The following is a 19,602-nucleotide window of genomic DNA, read 5'->3' on the forward strand; positions in this document are numbered from 1 at the left end:
AAAAAGGCGGATTTTACTATTTGAGGACTATTTTATTAAACATAAAAATTGTGGAAAACCAAGTTGTTTATAGTTGTATACATATGTAAAATGAGTAAAAAACTAAATTGGCTTCGAAAAATTGTTCAAACAGCACATTTTTTAAGAGCTTTACTCTTTAATAAAATGAGTAGCTTAACAGGAACTCTATTTTACCTTCGATTTAACCGAATATAGGCTTAAAATGGTGTATTTACATCAGTAATTTACCTGTGTAACTCTATTAAAAGTGCTTTTATATGCGTTTTATGAGGTATTTATTGATAATCTTATTACCGAAAACGATATAAGCAGTTTAATAATGTATACTCTGTTTTTAAAGATATTTAACGGACAAAATAGCACTATAAATGGACTGAATTTACATTTTTAAACCAGTATTTTGGAAAAGTATAGGTCTTTTAATAGATACAAATAACCTGTTGAAAGTTGTAATGATAGATTAGTATAATAAGTAAATACAATTGTAATTAATATATAAGTTATTGATTTAAAAATAATTAAAATTAAGTTACAAATGTATACAGAGAATATTTTCATTTATTTACATTTGTATTTTGCATTTGTAAATTATTAGAGTTACATTTGTAAAATAATTAATGACTTATTTTTATGAGTTTAAATGAAAGAATTTCCAAAATTATAGAGTATTCTCAACTTACTCCCTCTGAGTTTGCAGATGAGATAGATGTACAGCGTTCGTCTATATCACATATTACATCAGGAAGAAATAAACCGTCTCTCGAATTTATCATAAAAATAAAATCCCGTTTCCCCGAACTTCTGTGGGACTGGCTGGTTACTGGAGAAGGTGAGATGCTGAAATCACAGGTGCCCGAATCAGAAATTAACGAAGAGCATACCGAAGAAGAGAAAATAAAAACGACTCCACTACCCGATCTTTTTACCATGATGAATGATGATGATGAATTCGGGAGTGATGAAACGGAAACAGAAACTTCAATATCAAGTCCTGGAGAATCGGTTATACCGGCCCAGAATAAAGCTCCGGAAAAAATATCGGATTCTCAGCGATTAGAAAACTCCGGCGACCATTTATTGGGTCAACTATTTGGTAATCAACAAAGTAAAATAAAACGTATTGTTCTGTTCTACGAAAACGGAAAATTCGAAAGTTTTGAGCCTTAAAAAACCTGACCAAAGAAATGATCAGGTTAAAAAAATATTTGAAGAAGAAAACTAAAGCTATTGCTTTATTTTATTTTTAAATATTGTGAAGGATATCAGCTGATGGTATTTTATATTTCAGATCATCTGATCCCCCTATTTATATTGTTATAATTTTAGCTATAGATAAGGTGATTAGTGTATTGGAGAGACACTGTCTTAAGACAGATGTATAATAAGTAATTGAAGATATCGTTATATGTTTTTTTATGGCTCTATCAAATATAAATATTTAAAATCAAATCAGCAATAAAAATCAAATTATTTTACAATATGATTAAGACATAAGATCATTGCCCAGATTATTACTAATTCGTTATAAAATTCCTAACCTTTAAGTTTCATAAAAAAAGACCTGCAAAACTGCAGGTCTAACAAATATATTTAAGAACAATATTATTATTTCTTTCTTCTTTCCAATTCTTTTTTGATCAGTCCAAGCTCTCTTCCGGTTTGTCCGGCTACAGAGGTGTTTTCCTGCGCTCTTCTCGTCAAATAAGGTACAACATCCTTTACAGGTCCGTATGGAAGATATTTAGCCACATTATAGCCTTTATCTGACAGATAGAAGGTGATATTATCACTCATCCCGTAAAGCTGTCCGAAATAAACGTGTGGATTACCGTTTTCCAGAGATTTTGCTTTCATTTTATCCATAATCAGTTCAGAAGAGATTTCGTTATGGGTTCCGAAGAACGCTGAAACCTTATCCAAATGATCCATCACAAAGTCAATTCCAGCATTATAGTTTTTATCTGAAGCCTCCTTGGTTGGCTGAATCGGGTCTGCATACCCTTTTTCTGCTGCTCTGGCTCTTTCTTTTTCCATGTAAGCACCACGTACAATTTTGTACCCGATGAAGTAATTTTTCTCTCTTGCTCTCTGAAGATGGGCTTCCATATACTCCAACCTTCCCGTTCTGTACATCTGAATGGTATTCCAAACGATAGGCTTCTGCTGGTTATATTTCTCCATCATCTCTTCGCAAAGATGGTCTGCTGCATCCTGCATCCAGGTTTCTTCAGCATCTACCATTACTTTTTTATCATGTTCATGGCAAAGACTGCAAACTTCATCAAATCTTTTTACGACTCTTTCCCATTCTTCTTTCTGGCTGGTAGTAAGTTCTGCTCCTTTTCCAACGGCTTCATAAAGATCAATTCTTCCGAAAGCGGTAGGTTTAAAAACAATAAAAGGAATTGCCGGATTTCCTACTGAGAATCTTACAATGTCCTTAATTTCTTTGCAAACCGCATCAAAGGTTTCCTCATCTTCTTTCCCTTCAATGGAATAATCAAAAATACTTCCAACTCCTCTTTTGAACAGCTGTTTCACCACTTTCATACTTTCTTCACGGGTTTCACCACCACAGAACTGTGCAAATAAGGTATTTTTTACAATTCCGGTTACGAAAGGAAAGTTATTGTGTACTGTGAAATTCAGAACAGATGTTCCAAGGCTTGTAAGAGCGGGCTGTTCAATCATTTTAAACATCCAGTAAGCCTTTCTCAATTGTGCATCAGACTTGTCTGCAAATGCAATTTTAGTATCATTAAAAATGGGCATTCCTATTTATTAAATTTAGTTATGCAAAGGTAATAATAACCTCAGTTTATTTAAAGAATTTTTTTACAATTTATGCTCTATTCCATTTAAAAGCATTGCGATGATTCCAATGAAAACCCAGAAACGTAATATATTCAATGTAAACAAGTTACTTCTTCGGGAAGCATTTAACAGGAGATAAATGCATACGATCATGACAAAAAGCCCTCCGGCAAAATAATAGGCCATAAACCCGGTAATACCGGTTTTTGTAATAATCTTCATTGAAACTACCATGGTAACGATGAGTAAAGAAGTCAGAATAATTTTTGTATTTCTGCTTTTAAAATAGTTGGGAATGGTAGTATATCCGAATGTTTTATCCACACTTCTGGTGAGAGTATCTTTTACAATATCAATACATAGCAGGATAAGGAATAGAAAAACAGCCATCAGGAAAACCTTTTTGGAAAAGGTTTCGTAGTACACCATCATTCCAAAAAATGGATATAAAGTAAGACTGACAAAAGTAAGATTGTTCAGGATCAGTATTCTGCTCAGTTTATGGCTGTAAAACCACATAAAGAACTGATAGACTACAAAAAAAACAAATACATTGTGGGAAATCATCCAGGCTACGCCTAAAGAAATAGCACTGAGAGCCAGGTAGGCGTAGAGAAAATATTTTTGTTTGATGAACCTCTGTAGCCTAGTTCTGAAAGGTTTTACCAAATGATCTTTCTCCAGGTCATAGAATTGATTGATAATACCGCCTGCCAGAATGGTAAGAACAGTACAAAAAATAATCCCATGTACTTTGAAATCGAAGACAAATTTTCTGAAAGATTCATCCTGGTTGAACAGGAAAAAAGTAGAAACATAGAGAGCAAATGTCAGGAGAGCAGCTACAAAAAAACGTGCTCCGAGGAGAAAGCCCACGAATTGTGAAAATCTGTAAAATAAAGATTTTGATACATAGTTTTTGGATTGGAAAGGTTCTTTTTCAGAATTCATTCCAATCTGTTTAAAATCTGTAAATCACTTCTTTTTGGAAGCCTTCAAGCATTTTTTCAGCTTTTGCGTAATCTTTGGTAAATCCTAAGATATAGCCGCCTCCACCGCTACCACACAGTTTCAGATAATAAGCGTTGGAATCCAGTCCTTTTTTCCAGATATTAAAAATACTTTCAGGGATCATAGGGCGGAAATGTTCATAAGCCCAGTGAGAAAGCTTTTTAAGATTTCTGAAGAATGGATTCATGTCTTTTTTAAGGAAAGATTCGATACAAGCGTTGTTGTAACGGATAAACTCTTCTTTCAGGGTTTTACGGAAACCTTCTGTTTTCATTTTTTCGAAGAAAATCTGGATCATCGGTCCTGTCTCTCCGGTCATTCCCGAATCAATCAGGAAAATAGCACCTTTTCCTTCTTCCCCTTCCGGAATATTTACCCTGTCTAAATTTTCTTTATTTTCGATAAGGATTGGCAGATTCATATAACAGATCAGTGGATCCATTCCTGAACTTTTTCCATGGAAATAACTTTCCATTTCGCCAAAAACAGCTTTTAATTTTTTAAGATTATCTTTTGAAATATTTTCAGGGTTCAGTTTGCTGATTGAATATTTTTCAAAAATAGCAGCCACCAAAGCTCCTGAACTTCCCACTCCATATCCCTGTGGAATATTGGAATCAAAGAAAAGGCCGTTTGAAATATCTTTTTTGAAGCTATCGATATCCAGCTTAAAATCGTCGGAAAGATCGAGTGCTGTAAGAAATTCAGAATATTTCTGCAGATGTCTGTTGGAATTAAGTTCAAATTCAGAACTTAAATCTGAAAATTTCAAAGTTCCTTTATAGAAGCTGTAAGGTACAACAAGCCCCTGGGAATCTTCAATCATTCCGTATTCTCCAAACAGGATTATTTTTGCATAAAATAAAGGGTTGGTCATATTGACATTAATCTTTTGCAAAGTTAAAAATTATTCCGCTGAATATAAGCAAAACTCAGGCCGAATTGTCTTCTATTTTACTTTCTTCAGTTCTTCTATTAAAAATACGAAAAAAATATGGTAAATAAATATAATTTCATAGATAAAATTCAATGAATTACCCAGATAAAAAAAGACGTTAAAAAATAACGTCTTTTAATTTTATAATGTTTCTCTGTCTTTTCTCATTTTAACCTTCAGGAATCTTATTAAAATCAATCCTGCGGCAAAAAATATGGTCATGGACAGTGCCGCAATACGCATATTATTGAAATGCTCGATCAATGTAGCAAAGATAAATGTTCCGATAATAATGGCAATTTTCTCCAATACATCATAGAAACTGAAGTAAGTTGTGTTCTCCATTGAATTTTCCGGAAGTAATTTTGAATAGGTAGATCTGGACATGGCCTGAAGACCACCCATTACCAAACCTACTACTGCAGCAACTCCATAAAACTGGTATTCTACCGTCGGGTTTTCTTTGTTCAGGAAATAAGCCCAGAGACACGCTACAATCCAAAGGATGATGGCGATTGAAATAACGTTTTTGTTACCGATTCTCTTGGATAATCTTGAAAAAATAACAGCTCCAATGATTGCTTCGATCTGAATCACCAAAAGGGTTCCGATCAGTTTATCCTGAGCAAGGTTAATTTCACTCTTGCCAAATAATGTAGCCATAAGGAAAATGGTCTGCATTCCTACACTGTAAAAGAAGAAACTTGACAGGAAGAATTTCAGATTTTTATCTTTGAAAAGCTCTCCTCCTACTTTAAACAGTTCGTGAAAACTTTCTTTTGCAATATCTTTATAGAAGCTCAGATTGTCTTTAAATACTTCGAAAAAGCCTCCCTGCTCTTCATGTTTTTTGAAGATATTCTTATAGTTCAACAGCACTAAATCTTTAGGAAGTTTATCTTTCACATCTCCAAACTGAGGAAGGTGCTTGAATGTATATTGAGAAAAACCAAACCACCATGCTCCCGTTAACAGGAAACTGATTCTTGTAAACAGTAGCTGCTGAGCTGCTCCTTTGGCAAAAACCTGAATCAACACAAGACAAATTACTACTAAAACTACCGAACCAATATATCCATAGACATATCCTCTTGCAGAAAGCGCATCCTGCCTGTCCGGTGTAGCGATATCCGGAAGAAATGAGTTGTAAAAAACTAAACTTCCCCAGAAACCAACACTGGCCGTAATACTGAATAAAAGTCCTAAAAATACATTATGCATTCCTGTAAACATAGCTAACCCCATACAAGATGTTGCACCCAGATAGCAAAAGAACTGCAGGAAAGATTTTTTGTTTCCGATGGTATCAGCTAATGAAGATAAAAACGGAGACAGCAATACTACAACAAAGAATGATATGGTAAGAGAATACCCGTAAACAGCATCAGGCTGATATTCTTCTCCAAAAATTTTGATCATATGCCTTACCGGAACATCAATCCATGTTTTGGTTTCTGCTACGTATTCTTTTTTCTCGTAAGCGGTGGTAAGGATAGAGTAATAAATGGGAAAAATGGTAGAGGTAATCACCAGGGAATAAACAGAATTTGCCCAGTCATATACAGCCCAGGCTTTCATAATTTTCGGATTATTCTTTATGTTTTTAGGCTGTCGATTCTCAGTTTCAGACATTTCAAATATATATTAGTAGCACAAAAATAGAAAAACTACGGAATATTCTACGGTTTTTAATATTATTTTGAAAATAATAATGGTAAGGTATTGAAATAATTCAGCAAAGTTTTAATGCTATTTTATACTTTCCAAGGGCTGAAAATCATCCATGTATGTTGGTAAATGATGTATTGACTAACCTGAATGTAAGGTTGTCAGATCGTATCATTCTGTTCTGTAAATAAAAAACCGGTGTCTTTGACCCCGGTTTTTTAGCTTACCACACACAGTGTGGTTGTATGTGTCAATTATAGGTTTTCAATCACGATTGCAGAAGCACCACCACCACCGTTACAGATAGCAGCTGCTCCATATTTAGCGTTATTTTGCTTCAATACGTTGATTAGTGTAACGATAATTCTTGATCCTGAACTTCCCAGTGGGTGACCTAATGCTACAGCACCTCCGTTTACGTTTACTTTAGCAGCATCTAATCCTAAGATTTTGTTGTTAGCTAATCCTACTACTGAGAAAGCTTCGTTGAATTCGAAGAAATCAATATCTGAAACTTCTAATCCTGCTTTTTTAATAGCGATAGGTAATGCTTTTGCCGGAGCTGTTGTAAAGTTTTCAGGCTCATGTGCTGCGTCAGCATAAGAAACGATTTTTGCAAGAGGTTTCAATCCAAGTTCTTCCATTTTTTCTTTAGAAACAAGGATCAATGCAGAAGCTCCATCGTTCAGAGTAGATGCGTTTGCAGCTGTTACTGTTCCTTCTTCTTTTTTGAATACGGTAGGTAGCGTTGAAATTCTGTCAAAGTTTACCGCTTTATATTCTTCATCTTCAGCAAAGATTACGGGCTCTCCTTTTCTCTGAGGAATAGAAACCGGCACAATTTCTTCGTTGAATTTACCTTCGCTCCAAGCTTTTGCAGATCTTTTGTAAGATTCTACAGCGAAGTTATCCTGATCTTCTCTTGTAATATTATAGTCTACTGCACATTTTTCTGCGCATACTCCCATATGTACTTTATTGTACACGTCTGTAAGACCATCAAGTACCATTCCATCAAGCATTTTGATATCGCCTAATTTTGTAGCCACTCTTGCATTGTAATAATGAGGAACTAAAGACATGTTTTCCATACCTCCTGCAACAATTACTTCTGCATCACCAGCTTTAATAGCCTGAGCTGCCATTGTTACGGCCTTCATTCCTGAAGCACAAACTTTATTGACTGTAGTAGAAGGCGTATTGATTGAAAGACCTGCTCCTAAAGCAACCTGACGAGCCGGCGCCTGGCCTTCTCCTGCCTGAAGAACATTTCCCATATAGATTTCCTGAACTTGGTTAGGATCCAAACCGATTTTATCTAATGCTCCTTTTACAGCAGTTGCTCCCAGTTTTGTAGCCGGAACTGTTGATAAGCTTCCCATAAAACTCCCCATAGGTGTTCTTACTGCGGAAACAATGAATACTTCTTTCATGTATATAATTTTTATTTAGCTGAAACGGAATAAAGATTCCGTTTTTATAGTTAGAATTTATTTTACTTTTACGTATACTATATCAAATTGAGTTCCTTCAATTTTGGTATTCACTTTCAGAATATTATCCTGAGTAGCTACTATTTTATTATTGAAGACATCCCCTATCTGTGCGGGATCATTTTTATCAGATTTCTCCAACACGATTGCTTTATAATTGCAGTCATCCACAAAAACCAATGTAGATTTGATAAAGTCTTTTCCATTATTGAAATATTCGGTTTGAACATTATCTTTAATGGTCATGTACCATATTGCTTCCGGGTAATTGGGCCTTACAAACGTTCCTTCTTTTATATTTGTACATTTAGGCGGATTATCCGGTTTTTTCTGTTCCGTTGCCTGAGCTTGAATCTGTGTAGCTGCTGTCAACAAAATTCCTGCTGAAAAAAGTGTTAAGAAGTTCATGTTTATATTTGTGTTCTGTTGTTAACTTTTTTATTTCCTCCTACAAAAACCATCAGAAAAGCGCCTAGAAATTCTACAGCCCAACCCCATTTCAGTTTAACAATTCCTGCAAAAGTTTCCTGCCAGGATTTGAATGGTAAAAAACTAAAGTATTGCAGCGACTGCATTTTTACAGCAACCAGGGTAAATCCGAATAAAAGAATAAGCAGAATACCAAAAAACCTTACGATTTTGGCACTGTTATTTACAATTCCAAAAACGGCACAAGCAGAAAAAATCCAGCATGCTATAGCCAGATAATGATCAAGCTTCCAATAGTTCCAGTTCCCTATTACAGGCACATGTACCAAGGGTAGAAAACTACCTATAATTACTAACAGTAATCCTAATAACTGAATATTTTTCATATTTACTAAAGTGCCAAAATACAAAAAAAAACACAGTTTTAAATAGTGTGTTTTAAAAATAGAAATTCCGTACCCGAACACTTGTTAGCTACAAAAAAAAATCAGTATTTTTAGCTATTTTACAAATAAAAACAGGATTTATTATCAAATTAAAAATAACTACTTACCGTTTCTATCATGATAGAAGTCCATATTTTTCTTCTGCAAAGCTTTATTGTATAAAAGGATATCTGAAAATAAAAAAATTGCATTTTTTTTCAAAAATGCAATTTAATATCTTAATAAATATAAGTTTCAATTAGTGTTTCACTGACGAAACATCTTCCGGGTTATGTTTATGTTTAAACAGTACGGCAAAGAAAACCGCCAGTATTAATGCATAGATTGCAAAAGAAAGCCATATCTGCTGCCAGTCTTTTACCATCACCACAGAGGAAAGAGTTCCGTCTGAATTGACAGCTGCATTGAAGCTTTTCTTTAAAATGTTCAGGAAAGTAGGATTATCAGGGGTTGTCTGCAGGTAAGCAGAAAGATCTGAAGCCGTAGAAAACTTGTGGGTAAAGAACTTATCAATAGCCCATCCTGCGGCATAACTTCCAAAAACTGCTCCAAAACCGTTGGTCATCATCATAAATAATCCCTGAGCCGAAGAACGGATCTTTTTGTCGGTAGTCGTTTCCACGAAAAGGGATCCTGAGATATTAAAGAAATCGAAAGCCATTCCGTACACAATACATGAAAGAATGATTAATGAAAGTCCAAATCCGTCCGGCACCCCATAAGCAAAGAATCCGAATCTTAAAACCCAAGCCAGCATCGATATCAGCATTACTTTTTTAATTCCAAATTTCTTCAGGAAGAAAGGAATTGCCAAAATAAACAGGGTTTCTGAAACCTGGGAAATTGACATAATGATGGTAGATCTCTTTACTACAAATGAGTCTGCATATTTAGGAAAATGAGCAAATTCACTTAAAAATACGTCACCATATGCATTGGTAAGTTGAAGTGCAGCTCCCAAAAGCATTGAAAACATAAAGAATAATGCCATTTTATAGTTTCCAAAAAGCTTAAATGCATTCAGGCCTAGCTGCTCGGATAATGGTGAATGTTTGTCAATAAGTTTTTGTGGGGGACATTTTGGAAGTGTAAGGGCATAAATCCCTAAGAAAATTGCTACAACACCTCCGATGTAAAACTGACCTTCTGTTTCTTTATTCCCACTAAGGTTTGTAATCCACATCGCAACAATAAAACCAATAGTTCCCCATACACGAATCGGTGGAAAGTCTTTCACCACATCCAGATTGTTATTTTTCAGGATCGTATAAGAAATTGAATTAGCAAGTGCAATGGTAGGCATGTAGAAACACATGGCCAAAAGCATTACTGAAAAGAAGGAATTCGGGTCTGCAGAATGAGGTAAAATAAAAAGAATAACCCCATAGAGGATGTGTAATACTGAAAATATGCGTTCCGCATTTACCCAGCGGTCAGCAATAATTCCGGTAATGGTTGGCATAAATATAGAAGCAATTCCCATTGTTCCGAACACAGCTCCAAACTGAGTTCCATCCCAATGTTTTGTGCCAAACCAGAAGTTTGCCATCGTAATCAGCCAAGCTCCCCAAACGAAAAATTGGAGAAAACTGAGGATGGTCAGGCGTAATTTTAAATTCATAGTTTATATAAAAAGTATCTCTTTAGTCAATTTTCTTTTTCCTTCTCTTGATTTCTTCCTGGATTTCAAGGGCGGTATCATAGTCTTCTTCTTTAACGGCTTCGTCCAATAATTTCTGAAGCTCTTCCATAGAAAGAGATTTTAAGTTATCTTCTGTTTGTACAGTTTCTGAGAATGATTGTTCTTCTTTTGAAACATCTTCCAGTTCCAATAAGATTCCGGCTTCATTTAAAACCTGCTGCGTTGTAAATATTGGCGCATCAAATCTTACGGCCATTGCAACAGCATCGGAAGTTCTGGCATCAAGGATCAGTTCTTCTTCTGTTACTTTATTTTTAAAGTTGATATTTGAAAAGAATACTCCGTCTACAATCTGATAGATAATGACAGAAATCAGCTCAAAATTGGCAGAAACTATAAATTTTGTAAATAAATCATGAGTAAGAGGACGCGGTGGATGAATATCTTTTTCCAATCCGAGAGAGATAGACTGGGCTTCGAAATTTCCTATAACAACAGGTAATTTTATATGTGTTTCTTCATGCTCCAGTAACAATGCGTAAGCCCCCGACTGGGTCTGGCTGTACGATATTCCGCGAATAATTAGCTGCTTATAATCCATAGCTACAAATATAGATTAATTTTTTATTGTGTTTTCACTTTTTTACGCAAAAATAAAAGCCCGGAAAGCCGAGCTTTTATCTGTATTGTTGATGATTGTCAAACGTCAATAGTGAATTTTGCTTCGCAAGTAAATTATTTATTTAAAAATTGACAAGCAAAGCGAATTGACTATTCACAATTCACTTTCTTATCCTTTAATTGCTTTAATTTTCTCAGTTAGTGCAGGAATAATCTGAAAAGCATCTCCTACTACTCCATAGTCAGCAGATTTGAAGAACGGTGCTTCAGGATCACTGTTGATTACTACGATTGTTTTTGAAGAGTTTACTCCGGCAAGGTGCTGAATTGCTCCTGAAATCCCTACTGCAATGTAAAGATTCGGAGAAATAGCTTTACCTGTCTGTCCTACGTGCTCTGTGTGAGGTCTCCATCCGATATCAGAAACAGGCTTAGAACATGCTGTAGCTGCTCCTAAAACGTTTGCTAAATCTTCGATCATTCCCCAGTTTTCTGGCCCTTTCATTCCTCTACCGGCAGAAACAACAACTTCAGCTTCTTTAAGGTCTAATTTACCTGAACTCTGCTCGTGAGAGATCACTTTAGTGTCTTCATTAGCTACAGATAGGTTTTTCACTTCTTCTGAACCTGATACTGCATTTTCTTTAACACCGAAAGCGTTTTGAGAAACAGTAACGATTACTCCGTTTCCTTCTGCTTTTGCATGCATGAAACCTTTTCCTGAGAATGCTCTTCTTTTTACCTGGAAAGGAGAAAGGCTTTCAGGAGCTTCCAATGCATTAGTAATTAAAGAATAGTTCTTCATTACAGCAAGCATCGGTGCAATAGAAGAAGCATCAGTAGTGTGAGGGAAAACAATGATATTTCCATCTGCCACTTCACTTACAGCCTGTGCAAATGCTTTTGCTGAGAAATTTTTAAGACCTTCGTCTTTGATATTGATGACGTTTGATGCTCCATATTTGTATAATAAATCTGAAGAATCTGTTGGGTTTACAGAGATTGCCGTAACGGTATCTCCTGCTTTGTCAGCGATAGCTTTAGCATAAGAAACTGCTTCGAAAGCTGCTTTTTTGTAAACTCCGTTTATATTTTCTGCGTATACGAATACTGCCATTTCTAAGTTGTTTAAGGTTTAACGTTCAGGATTACAGGTTGTTAATGTATTGAATAGTAATGAACTAAATCCCATCAGTACCATCCTGAATCTTTTTACTTTTTACTTGGTTCTTATTAAATTACTTTAGCTTCTTCGTGAAGTAATCTTACCAATTCATCCAGATTATCAGGAGAAACCATTTTCACAGCAGCTCTTGGTGGAACGCTGTCATAAGATACTCCCTGAACTTTTACTTCTGAAGAAGAAGGTTCTACTACCTGCAAAGGTTTTGTTCTTGCAGACATAATTCCTCTCATATTCGGGATGATAAGATCCTTCTCATCTACTAATCCTTTCTGACCTGCAATAACTGCTGGTAATTTTACTGAAATAGTTTCTTTTCCCCCTTCAATTTCTCTTACTGCAGTAGCTTCGCTTCCGTTTACGTCTAATCCTACTGAAGCGTTTACGAAAGGCTGGTTTAATAACTGAGCAACCATTCCCGGAACAGAACCTCCGTTATAATCGATAGATTCTTTTCCGCAAAGGATAAGATCATACCCTCCGTTTTGAGCTACAGCTGCAATTTCTTTTGCTGTAGAATAGCTGTCTTTTGGATCAAGATTTACTCTTACCGCATCGTTAGCACCAATGGCCAAAGCTTTTCTGATTACAGGTTCTGTAGCAGCATCACCTACGTTGATTACTGTTACTGTTGCTCCCTGAGATTCCTGAAGTTTAACCGCTTTTGTCAACGCAAATTCGTCTAGAGGATTAATTACCCACTGAATTCCGTTTTTGTCGAAAGCAGACTTATCTGCTGTAAAGTTAATTTTGGAAGTAGTATCCGGAACACTACTAATGCAAACTAATATTTTCATATGTTGTTCTTAATTTTTTTATGGGTCATATGTAACCTTAAGGTTTCACGTGTACTATTTTATTTTTTCCCTTTTGGCGCATAAAATCATGACTGTTTATGCAGAGAATTTGTTTGAATTAATTTTTGCTAATATAAATAAAAAATATATTATGCATGCATAATACTTATTAAATTATTATTCAATACATTAGATGTAGTTACTAAGCTGGTTTTGTTGCCCTAAACTCTATTTTACTTGGCAAAACTCTCGGATTCATCTTTAAAATATCCAGTACAAGATTCCCCATATCTTCGGGCTGAATCTTCCAACTGTCTTTTTCAGACGGAATATTTCCGTTAAAATGAGTAGCTACAGATCCTGGCATAATCACAGTAGATTTAATATTGTATTTCCTTAAATCGATCATGGCTGCCTGTGTGAAACCTACCACGCCGAATTTTGAAGCATTGTATCCTGTTCCGTTTTCAAAGAAATTAGCTCCTGCAAGACTGGAAATTGTAATATAATACCCTTCGGTCTTTTTCAGTTCTTCCACGGAAGCTTTTAAGGTATAAAAAACGCCTGTAAGATTGGTTTCAATCATATCATTCCATTCTTCTGCCGTCAGTTCATCTACGGGCTTAAAAATACCTAATCCTGCATTAGCAATGATATAATCCAGTCTTCCGAATTTTTCAACGGTGTATTTCACAGCTTCCTGTTCACTTTCCAGGCTTCTTACATCAGAAACAATCCCCAAAACATTTTCTGAATATTGCTTAAGTTCTTCTTCCGCCTTCATTACATCATCCCGTTTTCTTCCTGAAAATGCTACAGCAATTCCATTTTCAAGTAAAATTTTCGCAATCCCGAAACCTATTCCTTTGGTTCCTCCTGTTATATAAGCTGTTTTCTGATCTGACATATGATTAAAATTTTTAATTCTCTAAAATAACAAAAACGCTCCAATTGGAGCGTTTTGCTGATCCTAAGATTTATCAGTAATTATTTTTTGATGAACTTCTCTGTAAAGTTTCTTCCTTCTGTTTCTACATTCAGTAAGTAAGCTCCGGCCGCCAGGTTTCGAACATTTACCTGATCTCCGTTTAACGTTACATCCACTTTCTTTCCAGACATATCATATACTTCAACATGTTTGATTTTATTTGGTGTTGTGATTTTTATAATATCAGTAGCCGGATTTGGATAGATAGACAGTTTTACGTCATTTTTAACTGCATCTTTTGTAGACAGTGCAGCTTCATTATTAATTTTGATATTATCGATATAGGCAGAACCTCCGTAATTATCATGTACAAAATCCATTCTGTTAATATTATTGTTACTGAATGGCTGGCCCGTGTAAATCAGAGTATCATTAAGATAATACTGGATTCCCGTAGCTGTGGAAACTATTTTTACCCTGTACCATGTATTGGCATTCCAGGTTTGATTGGTATTGACCAAATTATTTGAGCCTGCTGTTGCAAGCAGAATGGATCCATCATAAGAGAAATCAATATAAGTAACGATTCCCCCTGCTCCTGTTGTACTTACTGTTCTAAAAACAAAATCTGAACTCGATGTACTTTTTTGAGTCAGTCTTACATCAAATGATTGGGTAAAGCTATTATACGTTAATGGGGTGGCAAAGGTATAGAAACCACCCATTACAGGACTCTGCTGTGGTCCGTAAGGTGCATCTGTTGTTATTTTAAAACTGTTTGAACCCTGGCTTGCCATTTCAGCTGATACCAATTGGCTTGTCAGATATACTGGTGGTGTTGCTCCATTATTAGTAGTAACCCAGCCCTGCTGTCCATTAATATTTCCTGCTGTATACCCTTCACTGGCTTCAAAAGAAATAGTCTGCTGAGCAAAAGATGATATTGAAATCAACGAAATTGCGAAAATGTAAAGTTTCTTCATGATATTTTTTTAGTTTCGAACAAATATATATGTTTTAAATCTAAAAAGCAAAATGTATGAATATTTTACACTTATTATAAAATTAACATAATATTTTTAACCAAAACCAATAAAGATATTAAATCTAAGGAAAAACATCAATTCCGAAAAATCATCCACAAATTCATCAAAATACTAAAAAGAGTACATGTTTTCAGAGGTATAAAATAATTTATCTGATGATCACTTTTTCAGTAAAATTCCTTACTTCAGTTTTTATATTGATCATGTATATTCCTTTGGGTAAGCCTTTTACCTCTATTTTATTATGGTTTATTTCAGTCTTTATAAGCTTACCTGTTTCGTCATAGAGCTCTATACTTTTTACTTTGGTAGCCGTATTAATATTGATAAAATCATTTGCAGGATTAGGATAGAGAGATATTTTTTCAGGATTTACACCGGATTCCTGAACCCCCATTGTTCCCAGCTCGCTATTAATTTTAATATGATCAATATACGCTGATCCCAGCGAATTGTTATGAACAAAACGAAGCTGATTTATATTCAGGGAATTTGCTGCTGTTCCTGTGTAGATCAGCAGGTCATTAAGGTAATACCTGACATCCGTAGCGCTTCCCACAACTTTTAACCGATACCACATGTTCGCCAGCCAGGCTGAGGGTGTAGAAATAAGATTCTGTGTGCCGGATAACATATCCAGAATCTTTATCCATCCGGTTTTTCCAAAATCCACCCTTACTACAAACTGGTCATCAATATTATTTACTCCCTGAAAACCAAAGTCAGAACCGTTGAGCTGCGACATATTGATATCGAATGATACAGAAAAATTATTGTAGGAAAGAGGAGCCGGCAGATTATAAAAACCTCCGATGATTGGCTCAGCCTGCGTTCCATACGTATTTTCTTTAACAATTCTCAGGGAACGGCTTCCGTCGCTTGCTTTATCAAAACTGATGGTTTGATGGGTAACATTTTCCGGTACCCCTCCGGTGGGAGTACTGATCCAGCCGGCCTGTCCATTGATATCTCCAACGTTGAATCCCTCAATAGGTTCAAAGGAAACAGACTGTTGGGCGAAAAAACATATTGATGATAGCAAAAATGCAATTGAGTAGTATTTTTTCATAGTAAATCAAGTTTTGTATTAAAAATATAAACTTTCAATGAATAGTGAAATAACTTATTGCAAATAAAAAATTAACCCTTTTATTTTCAGTGGATTTAATTTTAAAATTCTTGAAAAAGGCTCTGCTAACAGTTGATAATAGAACAAAAAATAAGGTATTTCTTTGCAGAAATACCTTATGATATTATATTTTCGATTAATTACTTTGAATAATTCTCAAAGAACAAAGGAATACTTTCAATTCCTTTATAGAAATTGAATAATCCGTAATGTTCGTTTGGAGAGTGGATCGCATCAGAATCCAACCCAAAGCCCATTAATACGGATTTAGCGCCTAAAACCTGCTCAAACATGGCTGTAATCGGAATACTTCCTCCTCCTCTGTAAGGAAGAACTTCTTTTCCGAAAGCAGATTCCATTGCCTGTTTTGCAGCAGCAAATTCTTTCGTATCCGTTGGTAAAACGTAAGGCATACCTCCGTGGTGAGGGGTTACTTTAATTTTTACGGTATCCGGAGCAATCTTTTCAAAATATTTTGTGAACTTCTCTGTAATTTCCTGAGGAGTCTGATAAGGAACCAGACGCATCGAAATTTTAGCAAAAGCTTTTGAAGGAATTACTGTTTTTGCTCCTTCTCCTGTATAACCGCCCCAGATTCCGTTGCAGTCTAAAGTAGGACGGATAGATGTTCTTTCTAAAGTGGTATATCCTTTTTCTCCCTCAATATTGCTTAGTCCGATTGATTTTTTGAATTCTTCCGGATTGTCTTTTAATTTGTTCATTTCAGCTCTTTCAGCATCTGAAACAGTTTCAACATTGTCGTAGAACCCGTCAATAGTGATATGACCGTTTTCATCGATCAGATTAGCGATCATTCTTGAAAGAACGTGAATAGGGTTTGGCACTGCTCCACCATAAAGACCTGAATGCAAGTCTCTGTTTGGACCCTCCACTTCTACTTCCACATAACTTAAACCTCTTAAACCTGTTGTTACCGTTGGTTGTTCGTTGCTATAGATATGAGTATCAGAAATTAAAATACAGTCACAAGCTAATTTCTCTTTATTTTCATTGACCCAGTCTCCTAAGCTTACAGATCCTACTTCTTCTTCTCCTTCTAAGATAAATTTTACGTTGCAAGGAAGAGCATTAGTCTTCATCATTGCTTCAAAAGCTTTCAAATGCATGAAGAACTGTCCTTTATCATCAGCAGAACCTCTGGCAAAAATGGCACCTTCAGGATGTAATTCAGTTTTCTCAATATAAGGCTCGAATGGTGGCTTTGTCCATAATTCCAACGGGTCTGCCGGCTGAACATCATAGTGTCCGTACACCAATACAGTAGGTAAGCTTTTATCTAAAATTTTCTCTCCGAAAACAATTGGATATCCTTTTGTCTGGCAAACTTCCACATTATCAGCTCCTGCATTTTTAAGGTGTGCCGCCACTACATCTGCACATTTCAAAACGTCATCTTTATACGCGGGATCTGCAGAAATAGAAGGAATTCTCAATAACTCAAATAATTCATCCACGAAACGCTGTTTGTTTTCGTTAATGTAATTTAATGTCTCTTGCATTGTAAAAATTTATTTTGTTAAAATTAAAAAAAATGCCCGGCAGGGACAAACAAAAAGGAAGGATTTTCCCAACGTTGTGCTAATGAATCTTATAGCCCTCTTTTTTAATAAAAAAATGCCCTGCAGAAACAGGGCACTTATATATTTTGTACTTCTAATTAGTGTTCAGCTTTTGGTGCCTTATCAGCTTCGGCAGGTTTTGCAGCCGCAGTACTGTCTGTTTTTGGAGCAGCAGCTTCTGGTGTTGCATGAGCCTCTTCTTTATGCTCTGCAGCTCCAGCTTCATGTCCGTGAGCTTCTCCCTGAGGGTCGTCAGAATATCTTTCTACTCCTTCTTCAAGTTTCAAAGTACCTCTGTTTCCTCCTTGAGGAACTTTCTTACAGCTTACCGCTACCGTTGCAATCGCTAAACATATAACTAATTTTTTCATATGTAAAATTATTTTTTTAAAAGGTAATATGAAACCGCACTATTTTGGTCTATGACGACCTTCCAGACAGCAAGCGATTTCATGCTTAAATTTTTGATTGCCCAAAAGTAAGAAATCCTGCTTTTTTCGGCAACATTTTTATACTGATTTTAATATTATTTTCCCTTTTTTGGATTGGGTAAAAATAAGATATTGATCTCCTCCATCTTTTAAACCATATTTCTTTTTGATTTCATCAGGTTTTAGAGGATAATTTTTTGTTATAATATTAAACTGACTTTTCTTTTTAATACTTTTAGAATCAACATATTCCATTTCAAAAATTCTCCCCGGGAAGCTTTCAATTTTTTCGTCAGAAGTATAAAGATGACTGTTGGGATGAAGTTTTTTTAATCCGAATTTCTGGGAAATCAAATTGAAGACTCCAGCCTTCAAAATGGAATGATTGGGGATATATAGATATCTTTCAGGTTCAGAATATTCGGAATGAGCAGTTTCTTCTTCCCCAAATGTAAAGCTAAAGACAGATTCATTGCTCTCAAGGTTCACACAATTACATATAATCTTGTTAGTATTTTCGTTGGAAAGAAATACTACAACTTCTTTCACATCATTTTTCAGAGCAATAATATCTATTCTTGAAATACCAGGCAGCACCGACACAAGATATTTAAGATCAATAAGCGGGGAAAGTTTAATGACTACCAGATTGGAAATAGACTGTAATTGTTCATGAATTTCAAGAATATCGGGGGACAGATCTTCCAAAAGAAAAACTTTGTTTTTTTGTTCGTCTCTTCTCGCCGGATCAAGATAAATAACATCAAAGTGTTCCTGATTCCCGTTCAGAAAATCTTCAAGCTTAGCATTGATAAATCTTGCCTTTCGACCTAAAATACCCCAGTTATTTTCAACAACCTTTAAAAGCTCTGTATTTTGCTCTATTAAAGTGACATTCTCAAAATTTTGAGACAGATAATAAGCATCGATACCAAAACCGCTTGTCAGATCAATGAATGTATTTCCTTTTAGAAATTCTGATTTATAAAGAGCTGTTTTTTCTGAAGAAGACTGTTCCAGATTAAGCTGTGGTGGGAAGAGAATGCCTTCTTTTAAGAGAAACGGAAATTTCCTTACCGCCACCTGTTTTCCTTTGATCTGCTGTACAATTTCATGCATAGAAGCTTCTGGAAATGGCGATTTTTTTAATAATAATGTATGTAAATCTGTATTCAGATTTGCATTGATATAGTCTTGAATGTCTTTGTTTAGTAATTTAACCACAGATGACACAGATTTTCACAGATGTTTATGTTTTATTTATTTACGTAATTTTAAATATTTGAATTTATTCATTCTTAACCGCATAAAAAATCTCCATAGATGCTTAATGTTTCATTTTACGTATCAGAATACACATTATCATTGAAAGTTAAAAAAATATGTGCAATCATCTGGAAAATCTGTGCCATCTGTTGTCCATTTT

Annotated in this window: 18 protein-coding genes; 1 reads left to right on the forward strand and 17 read right to left on the reverse strand. The window is 35.3% G+C overall.

All coding sequences use genetic code 11. The features are described from left to right. The first annotated feature begins 651 nt into the window (after window positions 1-651). Window positions 652-1,188, forward strand: a complete 537-nt coding sequence (locus FB551_RS07660; protein WP_142016512.1) for a helix-turn-helix domain-containing protein — start codon at window positions 652-654, stop codon at window positions 1,186-1,188. A 438-nt stretch (window positions 1,189-1,626) separates the two neighbouring features. Here the strand turns inward: FB551_RS07660 and FB551_RS07665 are convergent, their stop codons facing one another. From FB551_RS07665 to FB551_RS07745, 17 genes are all read right to left on the reverse strand, one after another. Continuing rightward, window positions 1,627-2,793 carry a proline dehydrogenase family protein gene (locus FB551_RS07665; protein ID WP_047429892.1) on the reverse strand — a complete coding sequence of 389 codons (1,167 nt, stop codon included), beginning with the start codon at window positions 2,791-2,793 and terminating at the stop codon, window positions 1,627-1,629. 63 nt (window positions 2,794-2,856) lie between these two features. Beyond that, on the reverse strand, window positions 2,857-3,786 hold the full coding sequence (locus tag FB551_RS07670; RefSeq protein WP_047429889.1) for a UbiA family prenyltransferase: 930 nt from the start codon (window positions 3,784-3,786) through the stop codon (window positions 2,857-2,859). Window positions 3,787-3,796: 10 nt separating this feature from the next. Further along, window positions 3,797-4,723 (reverse strand): mevalonate kinase family protein, encoded by a 927-nt coding sequence (locus tag FB551_RS07675; protein WP_142018088.1) that lies wholly within the window; start codon window positions 4,721-4,723, stop codon window positions 3,797-3,799. A gap of 201 nt (window positions 4,724-4,924) precedes the next feature. Then, the gene (locus FB551_RS07680; RefSeq protein ID WP_047429885.1) at window positions 4,925-6,415 is read right to left on the reverse strand and encodes an MFS transporter; all 1,491 of its coding nucleotides are present in this window, start codon (window positions 6,413-6,415) and stop codon (window positions 4,925-4,927) included. Between the two features lie 290 nt (window positions 6,416-6,705). Then, the gene (locus FB551_RS07685; RefSeq protein ID WP_142016514.1) at window positions 6,706-7,884 is read right to left on the reverse strand and encodes an acetyl-CoA C-acyltransferase; all 1,179 of its coding nucleotides are present in this window, start codon (window positions 7,882-7,884) and stop codon (window positions 6,706-6,708) included. Between the two features lie 57 nt (window positions 7,885-7,941). Further along, a complete protein-coding gene (locus FB551_RS07690; RefSeq protein ID WP_142016517.1) occupies window positions 7,942-8,352 on the reverse strand; it encodes a hypothetical protein in 411 nt (136 codons plus the stop codon). Between the two features lie 2 nt (window positions 8,353-8,354). Then, the gene (locus FB551_RS07695) at window positions 8,355-8,759 is read right to left on the reverse strand and encodes a hypothetical protein (RefSeq protein WP_142016520.1); all 405 of its coding nucleotides are present in this window, start codon (window positions 8,757-8,759) and stop codon (window positions 8,355-8,357) included. 298 nt (window positions 8,760-9,057) lie between these two features. After that, complete coding sequence (locus FB551_RS07700; RefSeq protein ID WP_047429875.1) at window positions 9,058-10,440, reverse strand: nucleoside permease; 1,383 nt, start codon at window positions 10,438-10,440, stop codon at window positions 9,058-9,060. Between the two features lie 22 nt (window positions 10,441-10,462). Further along, the gene (locus FB551_RS07705) at window positions 10,463-11,062 is read right to left on the reverse strand and encodes a bifunctional nuclease family protein (RefSeq protein WP_047429872.1); all 600 of its coding nucleotides are present in this window, start codon (window positions 11,060-11,062) and stop codon (window positions 10,463-10,465) included. A gap of 189 nt (window positions 11,063-11,251) precedes the next feature. Beyond that, window positions 11,252-12,199 carry an electron transfer flavoprotein subunit alpha/FixB family protein gene (locus FB551_RS07710; RefSeq protein ID WP_047429869.1) on the reverse strand — a complete coding sequence of 316 codons (948 nt, stop codon included), beginning with the start codon at window positions 12,197-12,199 and terminating at the stop codon, window positions 11,252-11,254. 116 nt (window positions 12,200-12,315) lie between these two features. Beyond that, entirely contained in the window at window positions 12,316-13,062 is a 747-nt protein-coding gene (locus FB551_RS07715; protein ID WP_047429867.1) for an electron transfer flavoprotein subunit beta/FixA family protein, read from the reverse strand. A gap of 202 nt (window positions 13,063-13,264) precedes the next feature. Then, window positions 13,265-13,969: an SDR family oxidoreductase gene (locus FB551_RS07720; RefSeq protein WP_047429864.1), complete on the reverse strand. Its 705-nt coding sequence runs from the start codon at window positions 13,967-13,969 to the stop codon at window positions 13,265-13,267. A gap of 80 nt (window positions 13,970-14,049) precedes the next feature. Then, window positions 14,050-14,973, reverse strand: coding sequence for a T9SS type A sorting domain-containing protein (locus tag FB551_RS07725; RefSeq protein ID WP_142016523.1), 924 nt, complete (start codon window positions 14,971-14,973; stop codon window positions 14,050-14,052). Between the two features lie 211 nt (window positions 14,974-15,184). After that, a complete protein-coding gene (locus FB551_RS07730) occupies window positions 15,185-16,105 on the reverse strand; it encodes a T9SS type A sorting domain-containing protein (RefSeq protein ID WP_142016526.1) in 921 nt (306 codons plus the stop codon). Between the two features lie 200 nt (window positions 16,106-16,305). Then, window positions 16,306-17,685 (reverse strand): dipeptidase, encoded by a 1,380-nt coding sequence (locus tag FB551_RS07735; protein WP_047429859.1) that lies wholly within the window; start codon window positions 17,683-17,685, stop codon window positions 16,306-16,308. 158 nt (window positions 17,686-17,843) lie between these two features. Continuing rightward, complete coding sequence (locus FB551_RS07740) at window positions 17,844-18,116, reverse strand: hypothetical protein (protein WP_047429856.1); 273 nt, start codon at window positions 18,114-18,116, stop codon at window positions 17,844-17,846. A gap of 138 nt (window positions 18,117-18,254) precedes the next feature. After that, on the reverse strand, window positions 18,255-19,400 hold the full coding sequence (locus tag FB551_RS07745; protein ID WP_142016529.1) for a class I SAM-dependent methyltransferase: 1,146 nt from the start codon (window positions 19,398-19,400) through the stop codon (window positions 18,255-18,257). Window positions 19,401-19,602 lie beyond the last annotated feature (202 nt).

Origin of the sequence: Chryseobacterium aquifrigidense, from assembly GCF_006716485.1 — a bacterium.
GTDB lineage: Bacteria > Bacteroidota > Bacteroidia > Flavobacteriales > Weeksellaceae > Chryseobacterium > Chryseobacterium vietnamense.

Coding starts and splice junctions, on each gene's coding strand:
- FB551_RS07730 (WP_142016526.1), bottom strand. CDS start 16,105: ATGAAAAAATACTACTCAATTGCATTTTTGCTATCATCAATATGTTTT.
- FB551_RS07740 (WP_047429856.1), bottom strand. CDS start 18,116: ATGAAAAAATTAGTTATATGTTTAGCGATTGCAACGGTAGCGGTAAGC.
- FB551_RS07685 (WP_142016514.1), bottom strand. CDS start 7,884: ATGAAAGAAGTATTCATTGTTTCCGCAGTAAGAACACCTATGGGGAGT.
- FB551_RS07725 (WP_142016523.1), bottom strand. CDS start 14,973: ATGAAGAAACTTTACATTTTCGCAATTTCGTTGATTTCAATATCATCT.
- FB551_RS07720 (WP_047429864.1), bottom strand. CDS start 13,969: ATGTCAGATCAGAAAACAGCTTATATAACAGGAGGAACCAAAGGAATA.
- FB551_RS07675 (WP_142018088.1), bottom strand. CDS start 4,723: ATGACCAACCCTTTATTTTATGCAAAAATAATCCTGTTTGGAGAATAC.
- FB551_RS07690 (WP_142016517.1), bottom strand. CDS start 8,352: ATGAACTTCTTAACACTTTTTTCAGCAGGAATTTTGTTGACAGCAGCT.
- FB551_RS07660 (WP_142016512.1), top strand. CDS start 652: ATGAGTTTAAATGAAAGAATTTCCAAAATTATAGAGTATTCTCAACTT.
- FB551_RS07700 (WP_047429875.1), bottom strand. CDS start 10,440: ATGAATTTAAAATTACGCCTGACCATCCTCAGTTTTCTCCAATTTTTC.
- FB551_RS07735 (WP_047429859.1), bottom strand. CDS start 17,685: ATGCAAGAGACATTAAATTACATTAACGAAAACAAACAGCGTTTCGTG.
- FB551_RS07695 (WP_142016520.1), bottom strand. CDS start 8,759: ATGAAAAATATTCAGTTATTAGGATTACTGTTAGTAATTATAGGTAGT.
- FB551_RS07680 (WP_047429885.1), bottom strand. CDS start 6,415: ATGTCTGAAACTGAGAATCGACAGCCTAAAAACATAAAGAATAATCCG.
- FB551_RS07705 (WP_047429872.1), bottom strand. CDS start 11,062: ATGGATTATAAGCAGCTAATTATTCGCGGAATATCGTACAGCCAGACC.
- FB551_RS07665 (WP_047429892.1), bottom strand. CDS start 2,793: ATGCCCATTTTTAATGATACTAAAATTGCATTTGCAGACAAGTCTGAT.
- FB551_RS07710 (WP_047429869.1), bottom strand. CDS start 12,199: ATGGCAGTATTCGTATACGCAGAAAATATAAACGGAGTTTACAAAAAA.
- FB551_RS07715 (WP_047429867.1), bottom strand. CDS start 13,062: ATGAAAATATTAGTTTGCATTAGTAGTGTTCCGGATACTACTTCCAAA.
- FB551_RS07670 (WP_047429889.1), bottom strand. CDS start 3,786: ATGAATTCTGAAAAAGAACCTTTCCAATCCAAAAACTATGTATCAAAA.